Below are 17,150 nucleotides of genomic sequence, written 5' to 3'. Positions count from 1 at the left end.
CCGTCGACGGAGCACCACCCCCTACCGCAGACCCCGCCGCGCGGCCGTGATGCTCGCCGCGTCACTGATCTCCGCCACGCTGGGCTCCGCGCCGCTGGCCGCCTCCGCCGCGCAGGCCCCCGCACCGCCCTCCGACGCCGCTCTCGCCGCCACCGCCGGCCGGCACGACCTCACCAAGGAGCAGTTCTACTTCGTCCTGCCCGACCGGTTCGCCAACGGAAGCACCGGCAACGACACCGGCGGCATCACCGGCGGCCGGATGGACAACGGCTTCGACCCGAGCGACAAGGGCTTTTACCACGGTGGCGACCTCCAGGGCCTGATCGACAAGCTCGACTACATCCAGGACCTCGGGACCACGGCCATCTGGATGGCCCCGATCTTCAAGAACAAGCCCGTGCAGGGCACCGGCGCCGACGCCTCGGCCGGCTACCACGGCTACTGGATCACCGACTTCACCCAGGTCGACCCGCACTTCGGCACCAACGCGCAGCTCAAGGAGCTGATCCGCAAGGCGCACGCCAAGGGCATCAAGGTCTTCTTCGACGTCATCACCAACCACACCGCCGACGTCATCGACTACAGCCAGCAGAAGTACGACTACCGTTCCGAGGGCGCCTACCCGACGCTGGACGCCGACGGCCACCCCGTCGACGAGACCGCCGTCGCGGACGCGGGCACCGTCTGGCCGAAGATCACCTCCGACTCGTTCCCGTACAGCCCGGTGCTGCGCACCCCCGCCGATGCGAACGCCAAGACCCCGTCCTGGCTCAACGACCCGTCGCTGTACCACAACCGTGGCAACTCGACCTTCGTCGGCGAGTCCGCGACCGAGGGCGACTTCTCCGGCCTGGACGACCTGGACACCCAGAACCCCAAGGTCGTCGAGGGTTTCAAGAAGGTCTACGAGCAGTGGGTCCGCGAGACCGGCGTCGACGGCTTCCGGATCGACACCGTCAAGCACGTGAACATGGCCTTCTGGCAGCAGTGGGCCCCCGCGCTCAAGCAGTACGCGGCCCAGCAGGGCAACAAGAACTTCTTCATGTTCGGCGAGGTCTACTCGGCCGACACCACGATCACCTCGCCGTACGTCACCAAGGGCAAGCTCCAGGCGACCCTCGACTTCCCGTTCCAGGACGCGGCGCGCCGCTACGTCTCGCAGAACGGCTCCGCCAAGGCGCTCTCCGACGTCTACGGCCAGGACTACCGCTACACCAGCGCCACCACCGACGCCTACGAGCTGCCGACCTTCCTCGGCAACCACGACATGGGCCGCTTCGGCAGCTTCCTGCAGAGCGACAACCCGGGCGCCGGCCAGGACGTGCTGCTGGCCAAGGACCGGCTCGCCAACGAGCTGCAGTTCCTCACCCGCGGCCAGCCGGTCGTGTACTACGGCGACGAGCAGGGCTTCACCGGCGCGGGCGGCGACAAGGACGCCCGCCAGGACATGTTCGCCTCGAAGACGCCCTCGTACAACACCGACACCGTGATCGGCGGCAGCACCGGCTCCGCCGACCGCTACGGCGAGGGCGGCGCGCTGTACCGCGACGTCTCCGGCCTGGCGCAGCTGCGCAAGGCCAACCCGGCGCTGGCCGACGGCGCCCAGATCGAGCGCTACGCGGCGGACGGCCCCGGCGTCTACGCCTTCTCCCGGATCGACGCCAAGCAGCAGGTCGAGTACCTGGTCGCGGTGAACAACTCCACCGAGGCGAAGACCGTCGCGCTGGACACCTACTCCGCCGGCACGGGCTTCAAGCAGCTCTACCCGTCGGCCGGCGGCAAGGCCGTCACCGGTGCCGACAAGAAGCTCACCGTCACCGTGCCGCCGCTGTCCTCGGTGGTCTGGAAGGCGGACGGCCGGCTCGCGAAGCCCGCCGCGGCCCCGCAGCTCACCCTGCAGACCCCCGCTGAGGGTTCCACCGGCACCGTCACGGTCGGCGCGGAGGTGCCCGGCGGCGGCTTCGACCGGGTCAGCTTCGCCGCGCAGGTCGGCAACGGCCCGTGGCAGGTGCTCGGCACCGCCGACAACGGCACGTACAAGGTCACCCAGGACCTGTCCGCGGTCGCCCCCGGCACCGTCGTCCGCTACAAGGCGGTCGTGCAGGACTCGGCCGGCCGGCTGGCCTCCACCACCGGCTCGTTCACCACCGGCGCGCCCGTCCCGCAGCAGGCGCCGAGCGCCACCTCCCGCCCGTACGCGATCGTGCACTACCAGCGCAAGGACGGGAACTACGACGGCTGGAACCTCTACGCCTGGGGCGACCTCGCCGACGGCGAGTCCACCACCTGGCCGGCCGGCCACGGCTTCACCGGCCGCGACGCCTACGGCGCCTTCGCCTACGTCAAGCTGAAGTCGGGCGCCTCCGACGTCGGCTTCGTGGTGGAGAACAACGGCACCAAGGACGTCGACGCCGACCGCCACATCGACCTGTCGGCGACCGGCGAGGTGTGGATCAAGGAGGGCGACGCCACCGTCCGCACCAGCGACCCCGACCCGGTGGTGCCGGTCAAGGACAACACCGCGGTCATCCACTACCACCGCGCCGACGGCAACTACGACGGCTGGGGCCTGCACGACTGGACGGGCGCCGCCACCCCCACCGACTGGGGCAACCCGCTGCAGCCCGTCCGCAAGGACGCGTACGGCGCGGTCTTCGAGGTGCCGCTCGCCGAGGGCGCCACCAGCCTCAGCTACATCATCCACAACGGCAACGACAAGGACCTCCCGCAGGACCAGTCGCTCAACTTCGCCACCAGCGGCCGGGAGATCTGGGTCGTCGGCGGCCAGGAGGGCTACCTGCTGCCGCAGGCGGCCGGCACCTCCTCGCAGCTCGACCTCACCTCCGCGCGCGCCCAGTGGATCGACGCGCGGACGGTGGTCGTCCCGGCGACCTACGGCGCCGCCGACACCGCGCTGAACGGCGGCACCAGCGCCCAGTTGATCTACGACCCCGCGGGCGGCATCACCGTCGACAAGGGGGTGCTGAGCAAGCCCGGCCAGTGGATCCGGCTCAACCCCGGCACGCTGACCGACGCGCAGAAGGTCAAGTACCCCAACCTGGCCGGCTACCGCGCCTTCACCGTCGACACCCGCGACGCGGGCCGGATCACCCAGGCCCTGCGCAGCCAGGTGGTCTTCACCGAGCACCTGCCGAACGGTGCGGCGCTCGCCGCCACCGGCGTGCAGACCCCCGGCGTCCTCGACGACCTGTACGCGGGGAAGGCCGCCAAGGCCCAGCTCGGCCCGGTCTACAGCGGCCGCAAGGAGGACGGCTGGTTCGGCGACGACCACCGCAGGGTCACCCTGTCGCTGTGGGCGCCGACCGCCACCGAGGTGTCCGTCCAGCTCTTCGACAAGGCCACCGGCGGCACCCCGAAGACCGTGCCGCTCAAGCGCGACGACGCCACCGGCGTCTGGTCGCTCACCGGCAGCCACGACGACCTGGACGGCAAGTACTACCTGTACCAGGTGAAGGTCTGGGCGCCCAGCGTCCAGCAGACGGTCGTCAACACCGTCACCGACCCGTACTCGGTCGCGCTGTCCACCGACTCCAAGCGCAGCCTGGTCGCCGACCTGTCGGCCCAGGAGACCAAGCCCAAGGGCTGGGACCAGCACAGCAACCCGGCGGCGATCCCGGCCACGAAGCAGCAGATCCAGGAGCTGCACGTCCGGGACTTCTCCAGCGCCGACACCACGGTGCCGGCCGACGAGCGCGGCACCTACCTGGCGTTCACCCGGTCGAAGTCGGCCGGCATGCAGCACCTGAAGGCCCTCGCCAAGGCCGGCGTCACCACCGTCCACCTGCTGCCGACGTTCGACATCGCGACCATCCGGGAGAACCGGGCCGACCAGAAGCTGCCCGCCTGCGACCTGACGGCGCTGGCCGCCGACAGCGACAAGCAGCAGGAGTGCGTGGCCGCCGTCCAGGCCGACGACGCCTACAACTGGGGCTACGACCCGCTGCACTACACCGTCCCCGAGGGCTCCTACGCCACCGACCCCAACGGCACCGCGCGCACCGTGCAGTTCCGCGAGATGGTGCAGGCGATGCACGACGCGGGCCTGCGGGTGGTGCTCGACGTGGTCTACAACCACACCGCGGCCGCCGGGCAGGACGACCACTCGGTGCTCGACAAGGTCGTCCCCGGCTACTACCAGCGGCTCAGCGACACCGGCAAGGTCACCACGGACAGCTGCTGCGCGGACACCGCGCCCGAGCACGCCATGATGAACAAGCTGGTCGTCGACTCGGTCGTCACCTGGGCCCGGCAGTACCGGGTGGACGGCTTCCGGTTCGACCTGATGGGCATCGACCCCAAGTCGACCATGCTGGACGTGCAGTCCGCGCTGCGCGGCCTGACGAAGCAGAAGGACGGCATCGACGGGAAGAACATCTTCCTGTACGGCGAGGGCTGGAACTTCGGTGTCGTCGCCAACGACGCCCGGTTCGTCCAGGCGACCCAGACCAACATGGCCGGCACCGGCATCGCCACCTTCAACGACCGCATCCGGGACGCCGCCCGCGGCGGCAACTTCATGCTCTCCTCGGCGCCCCAGCAGGGCTTCGCGTCCGGCCTCTACACCGACCCCAACGGCTCGGCGGACAACGGCACCCAGGCGGAGCAGAAGGCCCGGCTGCTGCACGAGATGGACCAGCTCAAGGTCGGCCTGACGGGCAACCTGGCCGGCTACGCGTTCACCGACAGCGCCGGCAAGGCCGTCACCGGCAAGGCCGTCGACTACAACGGCTCGCCCACCGGCTACGCCGCCCAGCCGGGCGAGGCGGTCGAGTACGTCGACGCCCACGACAACGCCGACCTGTTCGACGCGCTCGCCTACAAGCTCCCGGCCGGCACCTCTCCCGCCGACCGGGCCCGGATGCAGGCGCTCGGGCTGTCGCTCACCGCGCTCAGCCAGGGCCCCGGCTTCGCCGTGGCCGGCAGCGACCTGCTGCGCTCCAAGTCGCTGGACTCCAACGCCTTCGACTCCGGCGACTGGTTCAACTCCATCCACTGGGACTGCACCCAGGGCAACGGCTGGGGCCACGGCCTGCCGATGGCGGCCGACAACCAGTCGATGTGGCCGGCGGCCAAGGCGCTGCTGGACAACCCGAAGCTCACCGTGGGCTGCAACGACATCGACGCGGCGAGCTCGATGTACCAGCAGTTCCTCCGGATCCGGCAGTCCTCGCCGCTGTTCGCGCTGGCCAGCGCCGCCGACGTGCAGAAGCGGCTGTCCTTCCCGCTCTCCGGGACGGCCGCCGAGACCCCCGGCGTGATCGTCATGCACCTCGACGGCACCGGCCTGCCGGGCGCCGAGAAGGGCATCACGGTGGTCTTCAACGCCACGCCGACCGTGCAGAAGCAGGCGGTGGCCGGCCTGGCCGGCACCCGCCAGGCACTGCACCGGGTGCAGGCGCAGGGCGCCGACGCGGTGGTGCGCACCTCCGCGTTCGACACCGCCTCCGGCACCTTCACGGTGCCGGCCCGCACCGTGGCGGTGTTCGTCCAGGGCTGACGAAACGTCCGTAGGAAGAAGGGGTTCCGCGTCCGCGCGGGGCCCCTTCGGCGTTGGCCGGAAACCGCCACCGTACGGCCTGATGGCATGTCATTCCGTTGGGCCGGAAAGAAGTTCGCACACTCACCCGTGCGGGTCCGGGGCCGGTCGGGGCGGTCCGGGCCGTACGCGCGGCGCGGGCCGGCCGCGGCGAGGGTGCGCCGTGTCGATCTAGGCGACTTACCGTCAGCTTGGTGAAGCCATTGGCGTTTGTTGGCCATCTGGTGGCATGCATCTGTCATTGGGCGGTCGTTTGCGCCACGATTCCCTCCGGCTGCAGGCGGGGGTCCCCAACTCCCGGTGCGGCTGAACCAGAGAGGCTCAGCGCCACCGGCAGACCCCTGCACTGCTCCTGATCACCCCGCACCTGATTGCACCGCACCCGTGCCGCGCACCGGCGGCCGGGCCCCCGCTGCGCCGCAACCCCGCGGCCCAGGTTCTCTCCACCGTCCGTGACCCCGCGGTCGGTCGGAAAAGGAGTCCGCATGTCCCGCACCCCTGCCCGGGTGAGCATGGCCGCGCTCGCGGCCACCACCGCTCTGCTGGTCACCGGTTTCCCCGTGGTGGCGAACGCCACCCCCAGCGCCCCGTCGACCGGCGCCGCGGCCTCGCAGGCCGTCGCCGGCCGTGCCCAGCTGATCGCCGACGCCGGCCAGAAGAGCACCGCCCTCGCGCAGTCGCTCGGCCTCGACAGCCAGGAGAAGCTGGTCGTCAAGGACGTCGTCCAGGACGCCAACGGCACCAAGCACTACCGCTACGAGCGCACCTACGCGGGCCTGCCCGTGCTCGGTGGCGACCTGGTGGTGCACCAGACCGCGGGCGGCGTGACCAAGGGTGTGGACCGCGCGAGCACCGCCTCGCTGAACGGACTGGGCACCGCCCCGGCGCTCGCCGCGCCCAAGGCGCAGGCCGCCGCGCTGGCCGCGCAGTCCGGCGCCGCCCTGGAGACCGCCCCGCGGCTGGTCGTCTGGGCCGCCGACAACCACCCCCGGCTCGCCTGGGAGACCGTCGTCTCCGGCATGGAGTCGGACGGCACCCCGAGCAAGATGCACGTGGTGACCGACGCCAAGACCGGTGCCGTCATCCAGAAGTTCGAGGGTGTCGAGACCGGCACGGGCAAGGGCGTCTTCGTCGGCAACGTCACCATCGGCACCTCGCTGTCGGGTTCGACGTACCAGATGAAGGACACCACCCGCGGCGGGATGTACACCACCAACCTGAACAACGGGACGTCCGGCAACGGCACCCTGTTCACCAAGTCCACCGACAGCTGGGGCGACGGCACCGTCTCCAACAAGGAGTCGGCGGCGGTCGACGCCCACTACGGCGTCGCGGCCACCTGGGACTTCTACAAGAACACCTTCGGCCGCAACGGCATCCGCAACGACGGTGTCGGCGCCTACAGCCGCGTGCACTACGGCAGCAACTACGTGAACGCGTTCTGGGACGACACCTGCTTCTGCATGACCTACGGCGACGGCTCGGGCAACACCCACCCGCTGACCGAACTCGACGTCGCGGGCCACGAGATGAGCCACGGTGTCACCTCCAACACCGCCGGCCTGAACTACTCGGGCGAGTCCGGCGGCCTCAACGAGGCCACCTCGGACATCATGGGCACGATGGTGGAGTTCTACGCCAACATCCCGTCCGACAACCCGGACTACCTGATCGGCGAGCTCATCAACATCAACGGGGACGGCACGCCGCTCCGTTACATGGACAAGCCCTCCAAGGACGGCAGCTCCGCCGACTCCTGGTACTCCGGCGTCGGCAACCTGGACGTCCACTACTCGTCCGGCGTCGCCAACCACTTCTTCTACCTGCTCTCCGAGGGCAGCGGCGCCAAGGTCGTCAACGGCGTCAGCTACAACTCGCCCACGGTGAACAGCATCGCGGTCAGCGGCATCGGCCGGGACAAGGCCGCGCAGATCTGGTACCGCGCGCTGAGCGTCTACATGACCTCCACCACCAACTACGCCTCGGCGCGCACCGCCACCCTCAGCGCGGCGACCGATCTGTACGGCGCGAGCAGCGCCGAGTACAACGCGGTCGCCACCGCCTGGGCCGCGGTCAACGTCGGCTCGCTGCCGGCCGGCGGCGTCACCGTCACCAACCCGGGCAACCAGACCACCGCGCTGAACGGGACGGCGAACCTGCAGATCGCGGCGACCGGCGGCACCGCGCCGCTGACGTTCACGGCCACCGGCCTGCCGACCGGCCTGTCGATCAGCTCCAGCGGCAAGATCACCGGCACTGCGACCACGGCCGGCACGTACAACGTGACCGTCACCGCCAAGGACGCCGCCGGCAAGACCGGCGCGACCAGCTTCACCTGGACGGTCAGCTCCGGCGGCGGCGGCACCTGCACCCCGGCGCAGCTGCTCGGCAACGCGGGCTTCGAGACCGGCACCGCCGCGCCGTGGACGACCACCAGCGGCGTGGTGGACAACAGCTCCTCCGAGGCCGCGCACGCGGGCTCCTGGAAGGCCTGGCTGAACGGCTACGGCTCCACGCACACGGACAGCGCCTCGCAGACGGTGACCATCCCGGCCGGCTGCAAGGCGACCCTGAGCTACTGGCTGCACATCGACACCGCCGAGACCGGCTCGACCGCGTACGACAAGCTCACCGTGACCGTCAACGGCACCTCGGTGGCCTCGTACTCGAACGTCAACGCCGCGACCGGCTACGCGCAGAAGACGGTCGACCTGTCCGCCTACGCGGGCCAGTCGGTCACCCTGAAGTTCAACGGCGTCGAGGACTCCTCGCTCCAGACGAGCTTCGTGATCGACGACACCGCCATCCAGACCAGCTGACACCACACACTCGGCACCACCGGCATGGAGGAGGGGCCCGGCATCCGCCGGGCCCCTCCGGCGTGTCCGGGCCGGCCGGTGTGAGGTCTCAGTAACTGAGACGAAACATGAAACACGGGCGAAACACGCCCGTCCGCAACAGGTAACCGGCCCGGGCAAAACTTCCCCGACCGGCGCGTCCCCACCCAGCTGCGCGCCGCACGGGAAGGTTCCGCATGCTCCTCGCTGACTCCACGGCCGGGCTCGACACCGGCGACACCGCCTGGCTGCTGGCCAGCACCGCGCTCGTGCTGCTGATGACGCCCGGGCTCGCACTGTTCTACGGCGGGATGGTCCGCACCAAGAGCGTGCTCAACATGATCATGATGAGCTTCGTCTCGATCGCCGTGGTCACCGTGGTGTGGCTGGTGGCCGGCTACTCGCTGGCGTTCGGCCCGGATGCCGGCGGCTGGGGGCTGATCGGCGGCCTCGACCACCTGGGGATGGCCGGAATCAGCCCCACCAGTCTCACCGGCCACGTGCCGACGCTGCTGTTCGCGACCTTCCAGCTGACCTTCGCGATCATCACCGCCGCGCTGATCAGCGGCGCGGTCGCGGACCGCACCCGGTTCGGCGCCTGGGTGACGTTCATCGCGGTCTGGACCCTGCTGGTCTACGTGCCCGTCGCGCACTGGGTGTTCTCGCCGGGCGGCTGGGTGCTGGCGAAGCTCGGCGCCCTCGACTACGCCGGCGGCACCGTGGTGGAGGTCAACTGCGGGGCGAGCGGCCTGGCGCTCGCCCTGGTGCTCGGCCCGCGGATCGGCTTCCGCAAGGAGGCCATGCGGCCGCACAACCTGCCGCTCGTCCTGCTGGGCGCCGGGCTGCTCTGGTTCGGCTGGTTCGGCTTCAACGCCGGCTCGGCGCTGGGCGCCAACGGCACCGCCGCGGCCGTCCTGCTGAACACCCAGGCGGCCGGCTGCACCGGCCTGCTGGGCTGGCTCCTGGTGGAGAAGCGCCGGGACGGCCACGCCACCACGCTCGGCGCCGCCTCCGGCGCGGTGGCGGGCCTGGTCGCCATCACGCCGTCCTGCGGCAGTGTCTCGCTGCTCGGCGCCCTGGTGATCGGCCTGGCCGCGGGCGTGGTCTGCTCGTACGCGGTGAGCTGGAAGTTCCGGTTCGGCTTCGACGACTCGCTGGACGTGGTGGGCGTCCACTTCGTGGCCGGGGTGATCGGCACCGTGCTGATCGGGGTCTTCGCCACCGCCGTGATGACTGGCGGCCCCGAAGGGCTGCTGAGCGGCGGCGGCCTCGCGCTGGCCGGCAAGCAGCTCGTCGCCGTCCTCGCGGTCGGCGGCTACGCCTTCGGGGCGACCTACGGGATCGGCCTCGTGATCGACCGGCTGATGGGATTCCGGGCGTCGGCCGAGCACGAACTGACCGGCCTCGACCTCGCCGTGCACGCCGAGACCGCGTACGATCACGGCGTCCTGGGCCACGGCACGACGGCCCACGCCACCGTGCTCGCGCACCCGTCCGACAAGGCCGCCACCGCATGAAGCTGATCACCGCCGTCGTCAAGCCGTTCAAGCTGGACGAGGTCAAGACCGCGCTCCAGGAGCGCGGGGTGCACGGGCTCACGGTCACCGAGGCCAGCGGCTACGGACGCCAGCACGGGCACACCGAGGTCTACCGCGGTGCCGAGTACCGGATCGACCTGGTGCCCAAGGTCCGCATCGAGGTCGTCGTCGAGGACGAGGTCGCGGACGAGGTCATGGACACCATCGTGACCGCCGCCCGCACCGGCAAGATCGGCGACGGCAAGGTCTGGTCCGTGCCGGTCGACGGCATCGTCCGCGTCCGGACCGGCGAGCGCGGGCCGGACGCGGTCTGACCCGCCCGGCCCGGCGCTCAGCGCTGGGCCGCGGACGCCCGCTCGGCGCCGTCCTGGGCGATGCGCACCGCGACCCGGGTGTCCCACAGGGGCGAGCGGACGACGTGCTGCCAGAGGTCCGCCGTCCCGGGCGCCCCCGGCCGGGACGCGGTGAACGTCATGCCGGCCCCTTCGCCGCTCATGATGCCGTTGTAGAGCAGCAGTTCGAGGGTGATGCCGTCCGGCCGCTGCAGTACGTAGCGCTCGCCGCCGCTCTGCATCGGCACGACGGCGATCCGGTACCCCTCGGGCGTACGGCTGCAGCGCTCGCGCGGCAGGCCGCCGAAGTTCTCCGTGCTGGGGCAGTTGCCGCCGGTGGGGACGGTGCCGCGCACCATCGAGATGTCGACGCTGCTCGGCAGGTGGTCGCCGAGGTCCACGTCGACCCGGGCCATCAGCAGGCCGCCGTCCTGGGCGGTGCCAGAGCCCGAGTACGCGCTGAACCGGGCCGAGGGGGCAGCAGCGTGGCGAAGATGCCGAGCAGGCCGGCCGGGGTGGTGGCGACCCTGCCGTTCACCGGCGGGTCGGTGGGGCCGAGGACGGACGGGGCCGCGGCGCTCGGCCGGTCGGTCGCGGGTGGCTCGCCGCGCCGCGCGGTGTCGGGGCCGAACGCGGCCACCCCGCCGGTGAGCAGGGCCACGGCGGCGACCGCTCCGACGGCCCGGGTGATCCGCCGGCGGCGGCGCAGCCTGCGGCCGCGGTGCGCGGCCTCGGCGACGATGGTCTGAACGGGAACGTGGATCTGGTCGGCGCCCGCGCCGAGCAGCCTGCTGAGGTCGTCTTCGATGTCCATGGTGCGCACTCCGGGAGCTGGGGAGGGTCGGGGAGGAGTCAGAGCCGGAAGAGGAGTTCGCGGTCCTCGCCGAGGATTTCCCGCAGCCGGGCCAGGGAGCGGGTGTTGAGGCTCTTCACCGCGCCGGCGGAGATGCCCATCATGTCGGCGACCGCCTCGATGCTGTGGTCCTCCAGGTAGCGCAGGACCACCACTGCCCGGTTGCGGGGCGGGAGTTGGCCGAGCGCGGAAGTGAGTGTGAGCCGCAGGTCGCTGCCGTGGCCGTCCTGCTGCGGAGTGTCCGGCAGGTCGGCGAGCACGACCTCCGAGGAGCGGCGCAGCCGCTTCTGCGAGAGGTAGGTGCGCAGCAGCACGGTGCGGGCGTAGGCGTCGAGGCCGGACTCGTCCTCGCGGCGGCGCAGCCGTGGCCAGACGGCGAACATCTTCGCGAGTGTGGTCTGGACGAGGTCCTGTGCCCGGTGCCAGTCCCCGCACATGAGGTAGGCGACCTGGAAGAGCCTGCGCGTGCGGCTGCTCGCGAACTCCTCGAAGTCGAGAGCCTTCTGCATGCCGTCGTTCCCCCGTGTGTACGTGGTCGGTGTGGTGGCGTCCCCTCTTAGACGCGGCGGGCCGCAGGTGAGGTATCACGGGAGTCCGGGGATGTTACCGGCGAGTCCGATTCGTTGCGCCCTTCGCTCTTGACGCTCCGTTCACGCCCGCCGTAAGTTCGGCGCGTTGAAAGTTTCCTGCAAGTTTCAGTGGTCTTGCAGAAACCGGCACGATGGTCCGGCGTCGACGGCGTATCGCGGTCGCGCCCCACTCCTGCACCGCCGCCCGCACCCCCAGCATGCGGGCGACCGGCTCCCCCACCCTGCAGCCCCCAGGAGACACCGTGGTCACCACCGTATCCGCAGGCCGTCGCGGCCGCGTGATCGGCGCTCTCACCGCATCCGCCGCACTGGCCCTCTCGATCGGCGCCGGGCTCACGCTCGCGCCGACCGCCGAGGCCACCCCGCCGAGCAGCAAGGACGTCACCGCCACCCTCTTCGAGTGGAAGTTCGACTCGGTCGCCAAGGCGTGCACCGACACGCTCGGCCCCAAGGGGTACGGCTTCGTCGAGGTCTCGCCGCCCCAGGAGCACATCCAGGGCGCCCAGTGGTGGACCTCCTACCAGCCCGTCAGCTACAAGATCGCCGGCCGGCTCGGCGACCGCACGTCCTTCCAGAACATGGTCGCCACCTGCCACGCGGCGGGCGTCAAGGTGATCGCCGACTCGGTGATCAACCACATGACCGCCGGCTCCGGGACGGGCACCGGCGGGACGAACTACACCAAGTACAACTACCCCGGCTACTACCAGGACCAGGACTTCCACTCCTGCCGCACGGCGATCAGCAACTACGGCGACCGCACCAACGTGCAGACCTGCGAGCTGGTCAACCTGGCCGACCTGGACACCGGTTCGACGTACGTCCAGCAGACCATCGCCAACTACCTCAGCGACCTGCTGACGCTCGGGGTGGACGGCTTCCGGATCGACGCGGCCAAGCACATCGCCGCCTCGGACCTCGCCGGCATCAAGGCGAAGATGAGCAACCCCAACGCCTACTGGGTGCAGGAGGTCATCTACGGTGCGGGCGAGGCCGTCCAGCCCTCCGAGTACACCGGCACGGGCGACGTCGACGAGTTCCGCTCCGGCACCTGGCTGAAGAGCGCCTTCAACGGCGGCAAGATCTCCGACCTCTCCACCTGGGGCAGCGGCCTGCTCGCCAGCGGCCAGGCCCGCACGTTCGTCGACAACTGGGACACCGAGCGCAACGGCTCGACCCTGAACTACAAGTACGGCAACAGCTACACGCTGGCCAACGTCTTCATGCTGGCCTTCCCGTACGGCTCGCCGAACGTGTACTCCGGCTACGCCTTCTCCAACAACGACGACGGCCCGCCGAACGGCGGCACCGTCAACGCCTGCTACAGCGACGGCTGGAACTGCACCCACGCCTGGCGGCAGGTCGCCAACATGGTCGGCTTCCGCAACGCCGTCTCCGGCACCGGCATGACCAACTGGTGGTCCAACGGCAACAACGCGATCGGCTTCGGCCGCGGCAACAAGGGCTACGTCGCGATCAACCACGAGAGCGGCTCGATCACCCAGACCTTCCAGACCTCGCTGCCCGCCGGCACCTACTGCGACGTCCAGCACGGCGACCCGACCACCGGCGGCGGCTGCTCCGGCACCACCTACACCGTCGGTTCGAACGGCACCTTCACCGCGACGATCGCGGCCGGCGACGCCGTCGCCCTCTACGTCGGCGCGGGCGGCAACGCCACCGCCACGGCCACCCCGAGCAGCACCCCCAGCAGCACCCCGACCGGCAGCACCGGCTCGGCGACCGTCTTCTACTCGACGGACAAGAACTGGTCGGCGTACTACCTGCACTACGCGCCCACCGGCGGCACCTGGACCACCGCGCCCGGGGTCGTCATGGACGCCGCCTGCACCGGCTGGGTGAAGAAGACCGTCGACCTCGGCACCGCCGCGGGGCTCGCCGCCACCTTCAACAACGGCTCCGGCACCTGGGACAACAACAACAGCGCCAACTACGCGCTGGGCAGCGGCAACGTCACCGTCAAGGACGGCGTGATCGGCAGCGGCGACCCGTGCGCCGGCGCCACGGCATCGGCATCCCCCTCGCCGACCGCCACGGCGACCTCCACCACCACCGGCGCCTCGTTCGCGGTCAACGCCACCACCGTGACCGGCCAGAACATCTACGTGGTCGGCAACAACGCGACGCTCGGCAACTGGGACACCTCGCAGGCGCTGCTGCTCTCCTCGGCGGCCTACCCGGTGTGGAAGCTGAACGTGACGCTGGGCGCCGGCACCGCGTTCGAGTACAAGTACATCCGCAAGGACGCGAGCGGGGCGGTCACCTGGGAGTCCGGGGCGAACCGGACGGCCACCGTCCCGGCGAGCGGTCTGGTCACCCTGAGCGACACCTGGCGGCCCTGACCCCGCCCGCCGGGGGAGGACACGGGTGACCGGTCCAAACCCCTCGATCGGGTGGTGAAGCTCCGCGGGACCGGTCGTGCCGTCACCCCGATGGCACGATCGGTCGCGTGAGCAACGCCCCCACCGTTCTCGACATCGAGCTCCGCGGCGGCCGTTGGGACGGACACCTGAAGCGTGTCCGTCCCGGCGCGCCGCCGCCCGCGCTCCGGATGATCCTCCGCGCCGACCTGCCCGCCACCGAGGCGGGCGAGTACTGGCCCACGACCAGCGTGTACCGGTTCGACCCCGACGGGCCGGTGCCGCGGTACCGGCACTCGCACGACGAGTGAGAGCGGGCCGCCGCCGCACCGGCAGGGGTGCGGCGGCGGCCCGTCGCCGGTCAGTGGCCGAAGTCGAACCAGTTGAGGTTGAGGAAGTCGGCCGGCTGCCCGCTGCTGAACGTCAGGTAGACGTCGTGGGTGCCGGTCACCGCGCTGATGTTGGCCGGTACGGTCCGCCAGTTCTGCCAGCCCCCGGTGTCGCCGACGGCGAACGAGCCGATCGGGGCGTTGCTCCGGCTGTCCAGGCGGACTTCGACGAGGCCGCTCACCGAGCCGCCCGCGCCGCCGGCCACCCGGGCGAGGAACTGCGTGGCGGGCGTGGAGCCGAAGTTCACCCCGCGGTAGAGCGCCCAGTCGCCGTTGCCGATCCAGCCGACGTCCTGGCCGCCCTCGGAGCAGGTCTCGGTGGCGGTGCCCGACTGGCTGTCGGAGGACTCGGCCTGGATCGCGCTGTAGGCGTCGCGGTTCCCGGGCGGCGGGGTGGTGCCACCGGTCGGGGTGGGCGTCGGGGTCGGCGTGGGCGTGGGCGTCGGAGTGGGCGTCGGGGTCGGCGTGCTGCCGCCGCCGGACTGCAGGACACTCACGTAGTCGACCAGCATGGGCACGCCCGAGACCGTCCCGCTGTCCGGTCCGCCGCCGAACGCGCCGGGGAAGCCACCGCCCATCGCCACGTTGAGAATGACGAAGAAGCCGTGGTTGGTGGCCGCGCTCCAGGTGGCGGCGTCCATCTGGCCGGAGTTCACGCTGTGGAACTGCACGCCGTCCAGGTACCAGCGCAGCTGCTCCGGACTGGTGGAGCGGTCCCACTCCACCGCGTAGGTATGGAAGCCGCTCTGGCAGCTGGGCGTGCAGGCGCTCTGGCCACCGATGCCGGTGGTCTCGTTGCAGGGGCCGCCGGAGGCGGTGCCGCAGTGGAGGGTGCCCCAGACGTTGTTCAGGCCCTGGACGTTCTCCATGACGTCGATCTCGCCGATGCCCGGCCAGTTCCAGTAGTTGCCGCGGAAGGGCGCACCGAGGGCCCAGAACGCCGGCCAGTAGCCCTTGGCGGCGGCGCCGGTCACGTTCGGCATCTGCAGCCGCGACTCGATCCTCAGTTTGCCCCCGGCCGGCGGCTGGAAGTCGGTGCGGTTGGTCTCGATCCGGCCGGAGGTCCAGTTGCCCGCAGCGTCCCGGAGCGGGGTGATCTTCAGGTTGCCGTTGCCGTCGAGCGCGACGTTGGAGGTGCTGGAGGTCATCGTCTCGACCTCGCCGGTGCCGAAGTTCGCCGCTCCTCCCGGGTAGGAAGTGCCGGTCGTGTAGAGCCAGTTGGCGGTGTTGACGCCGGATCCGGCCGGGCCGTTGAAGTCGTCGGTGAACACCTGTGTCCAGCCGGCCGGCGGCGTGGGTGCGCTGGCCTGGGCGCTGAGCTGGCCGGTGAGCCCGGCGGCGAGCAGGCCGGACAGTCCGACGGCGGAGAGCAGAACGCGCAGGCGTGGCCTTCGGTGCCGCATGGGGGTACCTCTCGGTGGGTGGGGGCGTACCAGAAATGAGAGCGCTCTCGGAAGTAGGTACCCAACTGCCGGGCCACTGTCAACAACTGAAGGCAAGTTGGCTGGTGAACCCTAAGGGAGCTTCAAGGCTCGGTGTCGGGCATTGACAGTTCGTCGTCCCGGCGGCCACTCTCCATTCGAGAGCGCTCTCACAGGGGCGCCCCGGCCGGGCGAGGGCTCCCTCGGACCCGCGCGGCCGGGCGCGCCCCGTTCCGTCAGCCGCGGCCGATGTACGGCATCGCCGTCGCCATCACTGTGGCGAACTGCACGTTCGCCTCCAGCGGCAGCTGTGCCATGTGCCGCACCGTCCGTGCCACGTCGGCCACGTCCATGGTCGGCTCGGCGGCGATCCGCCCGTCCGCCTGCCGCACACCGGTGCCCATCGCCGCCGTCATGTCGGTGGCGGCGTTGCCGACGTCGATCTGCCCGCAGGCGATCCGGTACGGGCGGCCGTCCAGCGACAGCGCCTTCGTCAACCCGGTCACGGCGTGCTTGGTCGCGGTGTACGCGACGGAGTGCGGACGCGGCACGTGGGCCGAGATCGACCCGTTGTTGATGATCCGGCCGCCCTGCGGCTCCTGGGCCTTCATCAGCCGGAACGCGGCCTGCGCGCAGAGGAACGCGCCGGTGAGGTTGAGGTCGACCACCGCCCGCCAGTCCGCCACCGACAGGTCCTCGACCGGGGTGGGCGCGCCGAACGTGCCGGCGTTGTTGAACAGCAGGTCGAGCCGGCCGAAGCGCTCCGCCGTCTCCGCGAACAGCGCGTCCACCGCCGCCGGGTCGGTGACGTCGGTCGGCACCACCACCGGCCGACCCGCGGCCCCCTCCGCCCGGGCGGCCGCCTCCGCCGTCGCCCGCAGCGGGTCGGCCCGCCGCCCGGCGAGCACCAGCTGCATCCCGGCCGCCGCGAGCTCCACCGCGACGGCGCGCCCGATCCCGCTGCCGGCCCCGGTGACGACGGCGATCTGCTGCGGCATGGCGCGCTCCTCGATGCGGTGGCCGGACGCTTCCCCCGATGATCGCCGAGCGCCCCGGGGCTGTCACCGGTAGGACCGTCCAACACGCCCGCCCGCCGCGCGGACACCACTCGGCACAAGCTCCGGACCCCGCCGGACGGCGGGGTGCACCCCCGCCATTCGGCTGCTTGCCCGCCCTGTCGCAACCGGTTTCCGCAGGTCCGCGTCATACGATCTCGGACGGCTCCGCATCCGGGGCCACCCGTCCGGCGCCC

Annotated in this window: 11 protein-coding genes; 6 read left to right on the top strand and 5 right to left on the bottom strand. The window is 71.1% G+C overall.

Going from position 1 to position 17,150, the window contains the following annotated elements:
* The first annotated feature begins 49 nt into the window (after positions 1-49).
* The 4 genes from pulA (at position 50) to ABEB13_RS13535 (ending at position 10,246) form a co-directional block, all read left to right on the top strand.
* Positions 50-5,518: a pullulanase-type alpha-1,6-glucosidase gene (gene pulA / locus ABEB13_RS13550; protein ID WP_345709660.1), complete on the top strand. Its 5,469-nt coding sequence runs from the start codon at positions 50-52 to the stop codon at positions 5,516-5,518.
* Positions 5,519-6,042: 524 nt separating this feature from the next.
* Positions 6,043-8,376: a M4 family metallopeptidase gene (locus ABEB13_RS13545; RefSeq protein WP_345705718.1), complete on the top strand. Its 2,334-nt coding sequence runs from the start codon at positions 6,043-6,045 to the stop codon at positions 8,374-8,376.
* 215 nt (positions 8,377-8,591) lie between these two features.
* A complete protein-coding gene (locus ABEB13_RS13540; protein WP_345705717.1) occupies positions 8,592-9,911 on the top strand; it encodes an ammonium transporter in 1,320 nt (439 codons plus the stop codon).
* On the top strand, positions 9,908-10,246 hold the full coding sequence (locus ABEB13_RS13535; protein WP_345705716.1) for a P-II family nitrogen regulator: 339 nt from the start codon (positions 9,908-9,910) through the stop codon (positions 10,244-10,246). The genes ABEB13_RS13540 and ABEB13_RS13535 overlap by 4 nt, the downstream gene beginning before the upstream one ends.
* 17 nt (positions 10,247-10,263) lie before the next feature.
* On the opposite strand, the gene ABEB13_RS13530 is transcribed toward ABEB13_RS13535, so the two are convergent.
* From ABEB13_RS13530 to ABEB13_RS13520, 3 genes are read right to left on the bottom strand one after another with little or no spacing between them, the layout of a single operon-like run.
* The gene (locus ABEB13_RS13530; RefSeq protein WP_345705715.1) at positions 10,264-10,680 is read right to left on the bottom strand and encodes a hypothetical protein; all 417 of its coding nucleotides are present in this window, start codon (positions 10,678-10,680) and stop codon (positions 10,264-10,266) included.
* Positions 10,680-11,078, bottom strand: coding sequence for a hypothetical protein (locus ABEB13_RS13525; RefSeq protein ID WP_345705714.1), 399 nt, complete (start codon positions 11,076-11,078; stop codon positions 10,680-10,682). The genes ABEB13_RS13530 and ABEB13_RS13525 overlap by 1 nt, the downstream gene beginning before the upstream one ends.
* A 38-nt stretch (positions 11,079-11,116) precedes the next feature.
* A complete protein-coding gene (locus tag ABEB13_RS13520) occupies positions 11,117-11,626 on the bottom strand; it encodes a SigE family RNA polymerase sigma factor (RefSeq protein ID WP_345705713.1) in 510 nt (169 codons plus the stop codon).
* 362 nt (positions 11,627-11,988) lie between these two features.
* Between ABEB13_RS13520 and ABEB13_RS13515 the strand changes: the two genes are divergently transcribed.
* Entirely contained in the window at positions 11,989-14,070 is a 2,082-nt protein-coding gene (locus tag ABEB13_RS13515; RefSeq protein WP_380232855.1) for a carbohydrate-binding module family 20 domain-containing protein, read from the top strand.
* Between the two features lie 107 nt (positions 14,071-14,177).
* The gene (locus tag ABEB13_RS13510; protein ID WP_345705712.1) at positions 14,178-14,399 is read left to right on the top strand and encodes a hypothetical protein; all 222 of its coding nucleotides are present in this window, start codon (positions 14,178-14,180) and stop codon (positions 14,397-14,399) included.
* Between the two features lie 50 nt (positions 14,400-14,449).
* On the opposite strand, the gene ABEB13_RS13505 is transcribed toward ABEB13_RS13510, so the two are convergent.
* Together ABEB13_RS13505 and ABEB13_RS13500 are read right to left on the bottom strand one after the other, a co-directional pair.
* A complete protein-coding gene (locus ABEB13_RS13505) occupies positions 14,450-15,880 on the bottom strand; it encodes a carbohydrate-binding protein (RefSeq protein WP_345705711.1) in 1,431 nt (476 codons plus the stop codon).
* Between the two features lie 254 nt (positions 15,881-16,134).
* Entirely contained in the window at positions 16,135-16,896 is a 762-nt protein-coding gene (locus ABEB13_RS13500) for an SDR family oxidoreductase (RefSeq protein WP_345705710.1), read from the bottom strand.
* Positions 16,897-17,150: the final 254 nt, after the last annotated feature.

Origin of the sequence: Kitasatospora paranensis (assembly GCF_039544005.1) — a bacterium.
In the GTDB taxonomy this organism is placed as follows: domain Bacteria; phylum Actinomycetota; class Actinomycetes; order Streptomycetales; family Streptomycetaceae; genus Kitasatospora; species Kitasatospora paranensis.
Note: the sequence above shows the minus strand (reverse complement) of the source record. Positions and strands in the feature narration are given on the sequence as shown.

Coding starts and splice junctions, on each gene's coding strand:
- pulA (WP_345709660.1), top strand. CDS start 50: ATGCTCGCCGCGTCACTGATCTCCGCCACGCTGGGCTCCGCGCCGCTG.
- ABEB13_RS13545 (WP_345705718.1), top strand. CDS start 6,043: ATGTCCCGCACCCCTGCCCGGGTGAGCATGGCCGCGCTCGCGGCCACC.
- ABEB13_RS13540 (WP_345705717.1), top strand. CDS start 8,592: ATGCTCCTCGCTGACTCCACGGCCGGGCTCGACACCGGCGACACCGCC.
- ABEB13_RS13535 (WP_345705716.1), top strand. CDS start 9,908: ATGAAGCTGATCACCGCCGTCGTCAAGCCGTTCAAGCTGGACGAGGTC.
- ABEB13_RS13530 (WP_345705715.1), bottom strand. CDS start 10,680: ATGGCCCGGGTCGACGTGGACCTCGGCGACCACCTGCCGAGCAGCGTC.
- ABEB13_RS13525 (WP_345705714.1), bottom strand. CDS start 11,078: ATGGACATCGAAGACGACCTCAGCAGGCTGCTCGGCGCGGGCGCCGAC.
- ABEB13_RS13520 (WP_345705713.1), bottom strand. CDS start 11,626: ATGCAGAAGGCTCTCGACTTCGAGGAGTTCGCGAGCAGCCGCACGCGC.
- ABEB13_RS13505 (WP_345705711.1), bottom strand. CDS start 15,880: ATGCGGCACCGAAGGCCACGCCTGCGCGTTCTGCTCTCCGCCGTCGGA.
- ABEB13_RS13500 (WP_345705710.1), bottom strand. CDS start 16,896: ATGCCGCAGCAGATCGCCGTCGTCACCGGGGCCGGCAGCGGGATCGGG.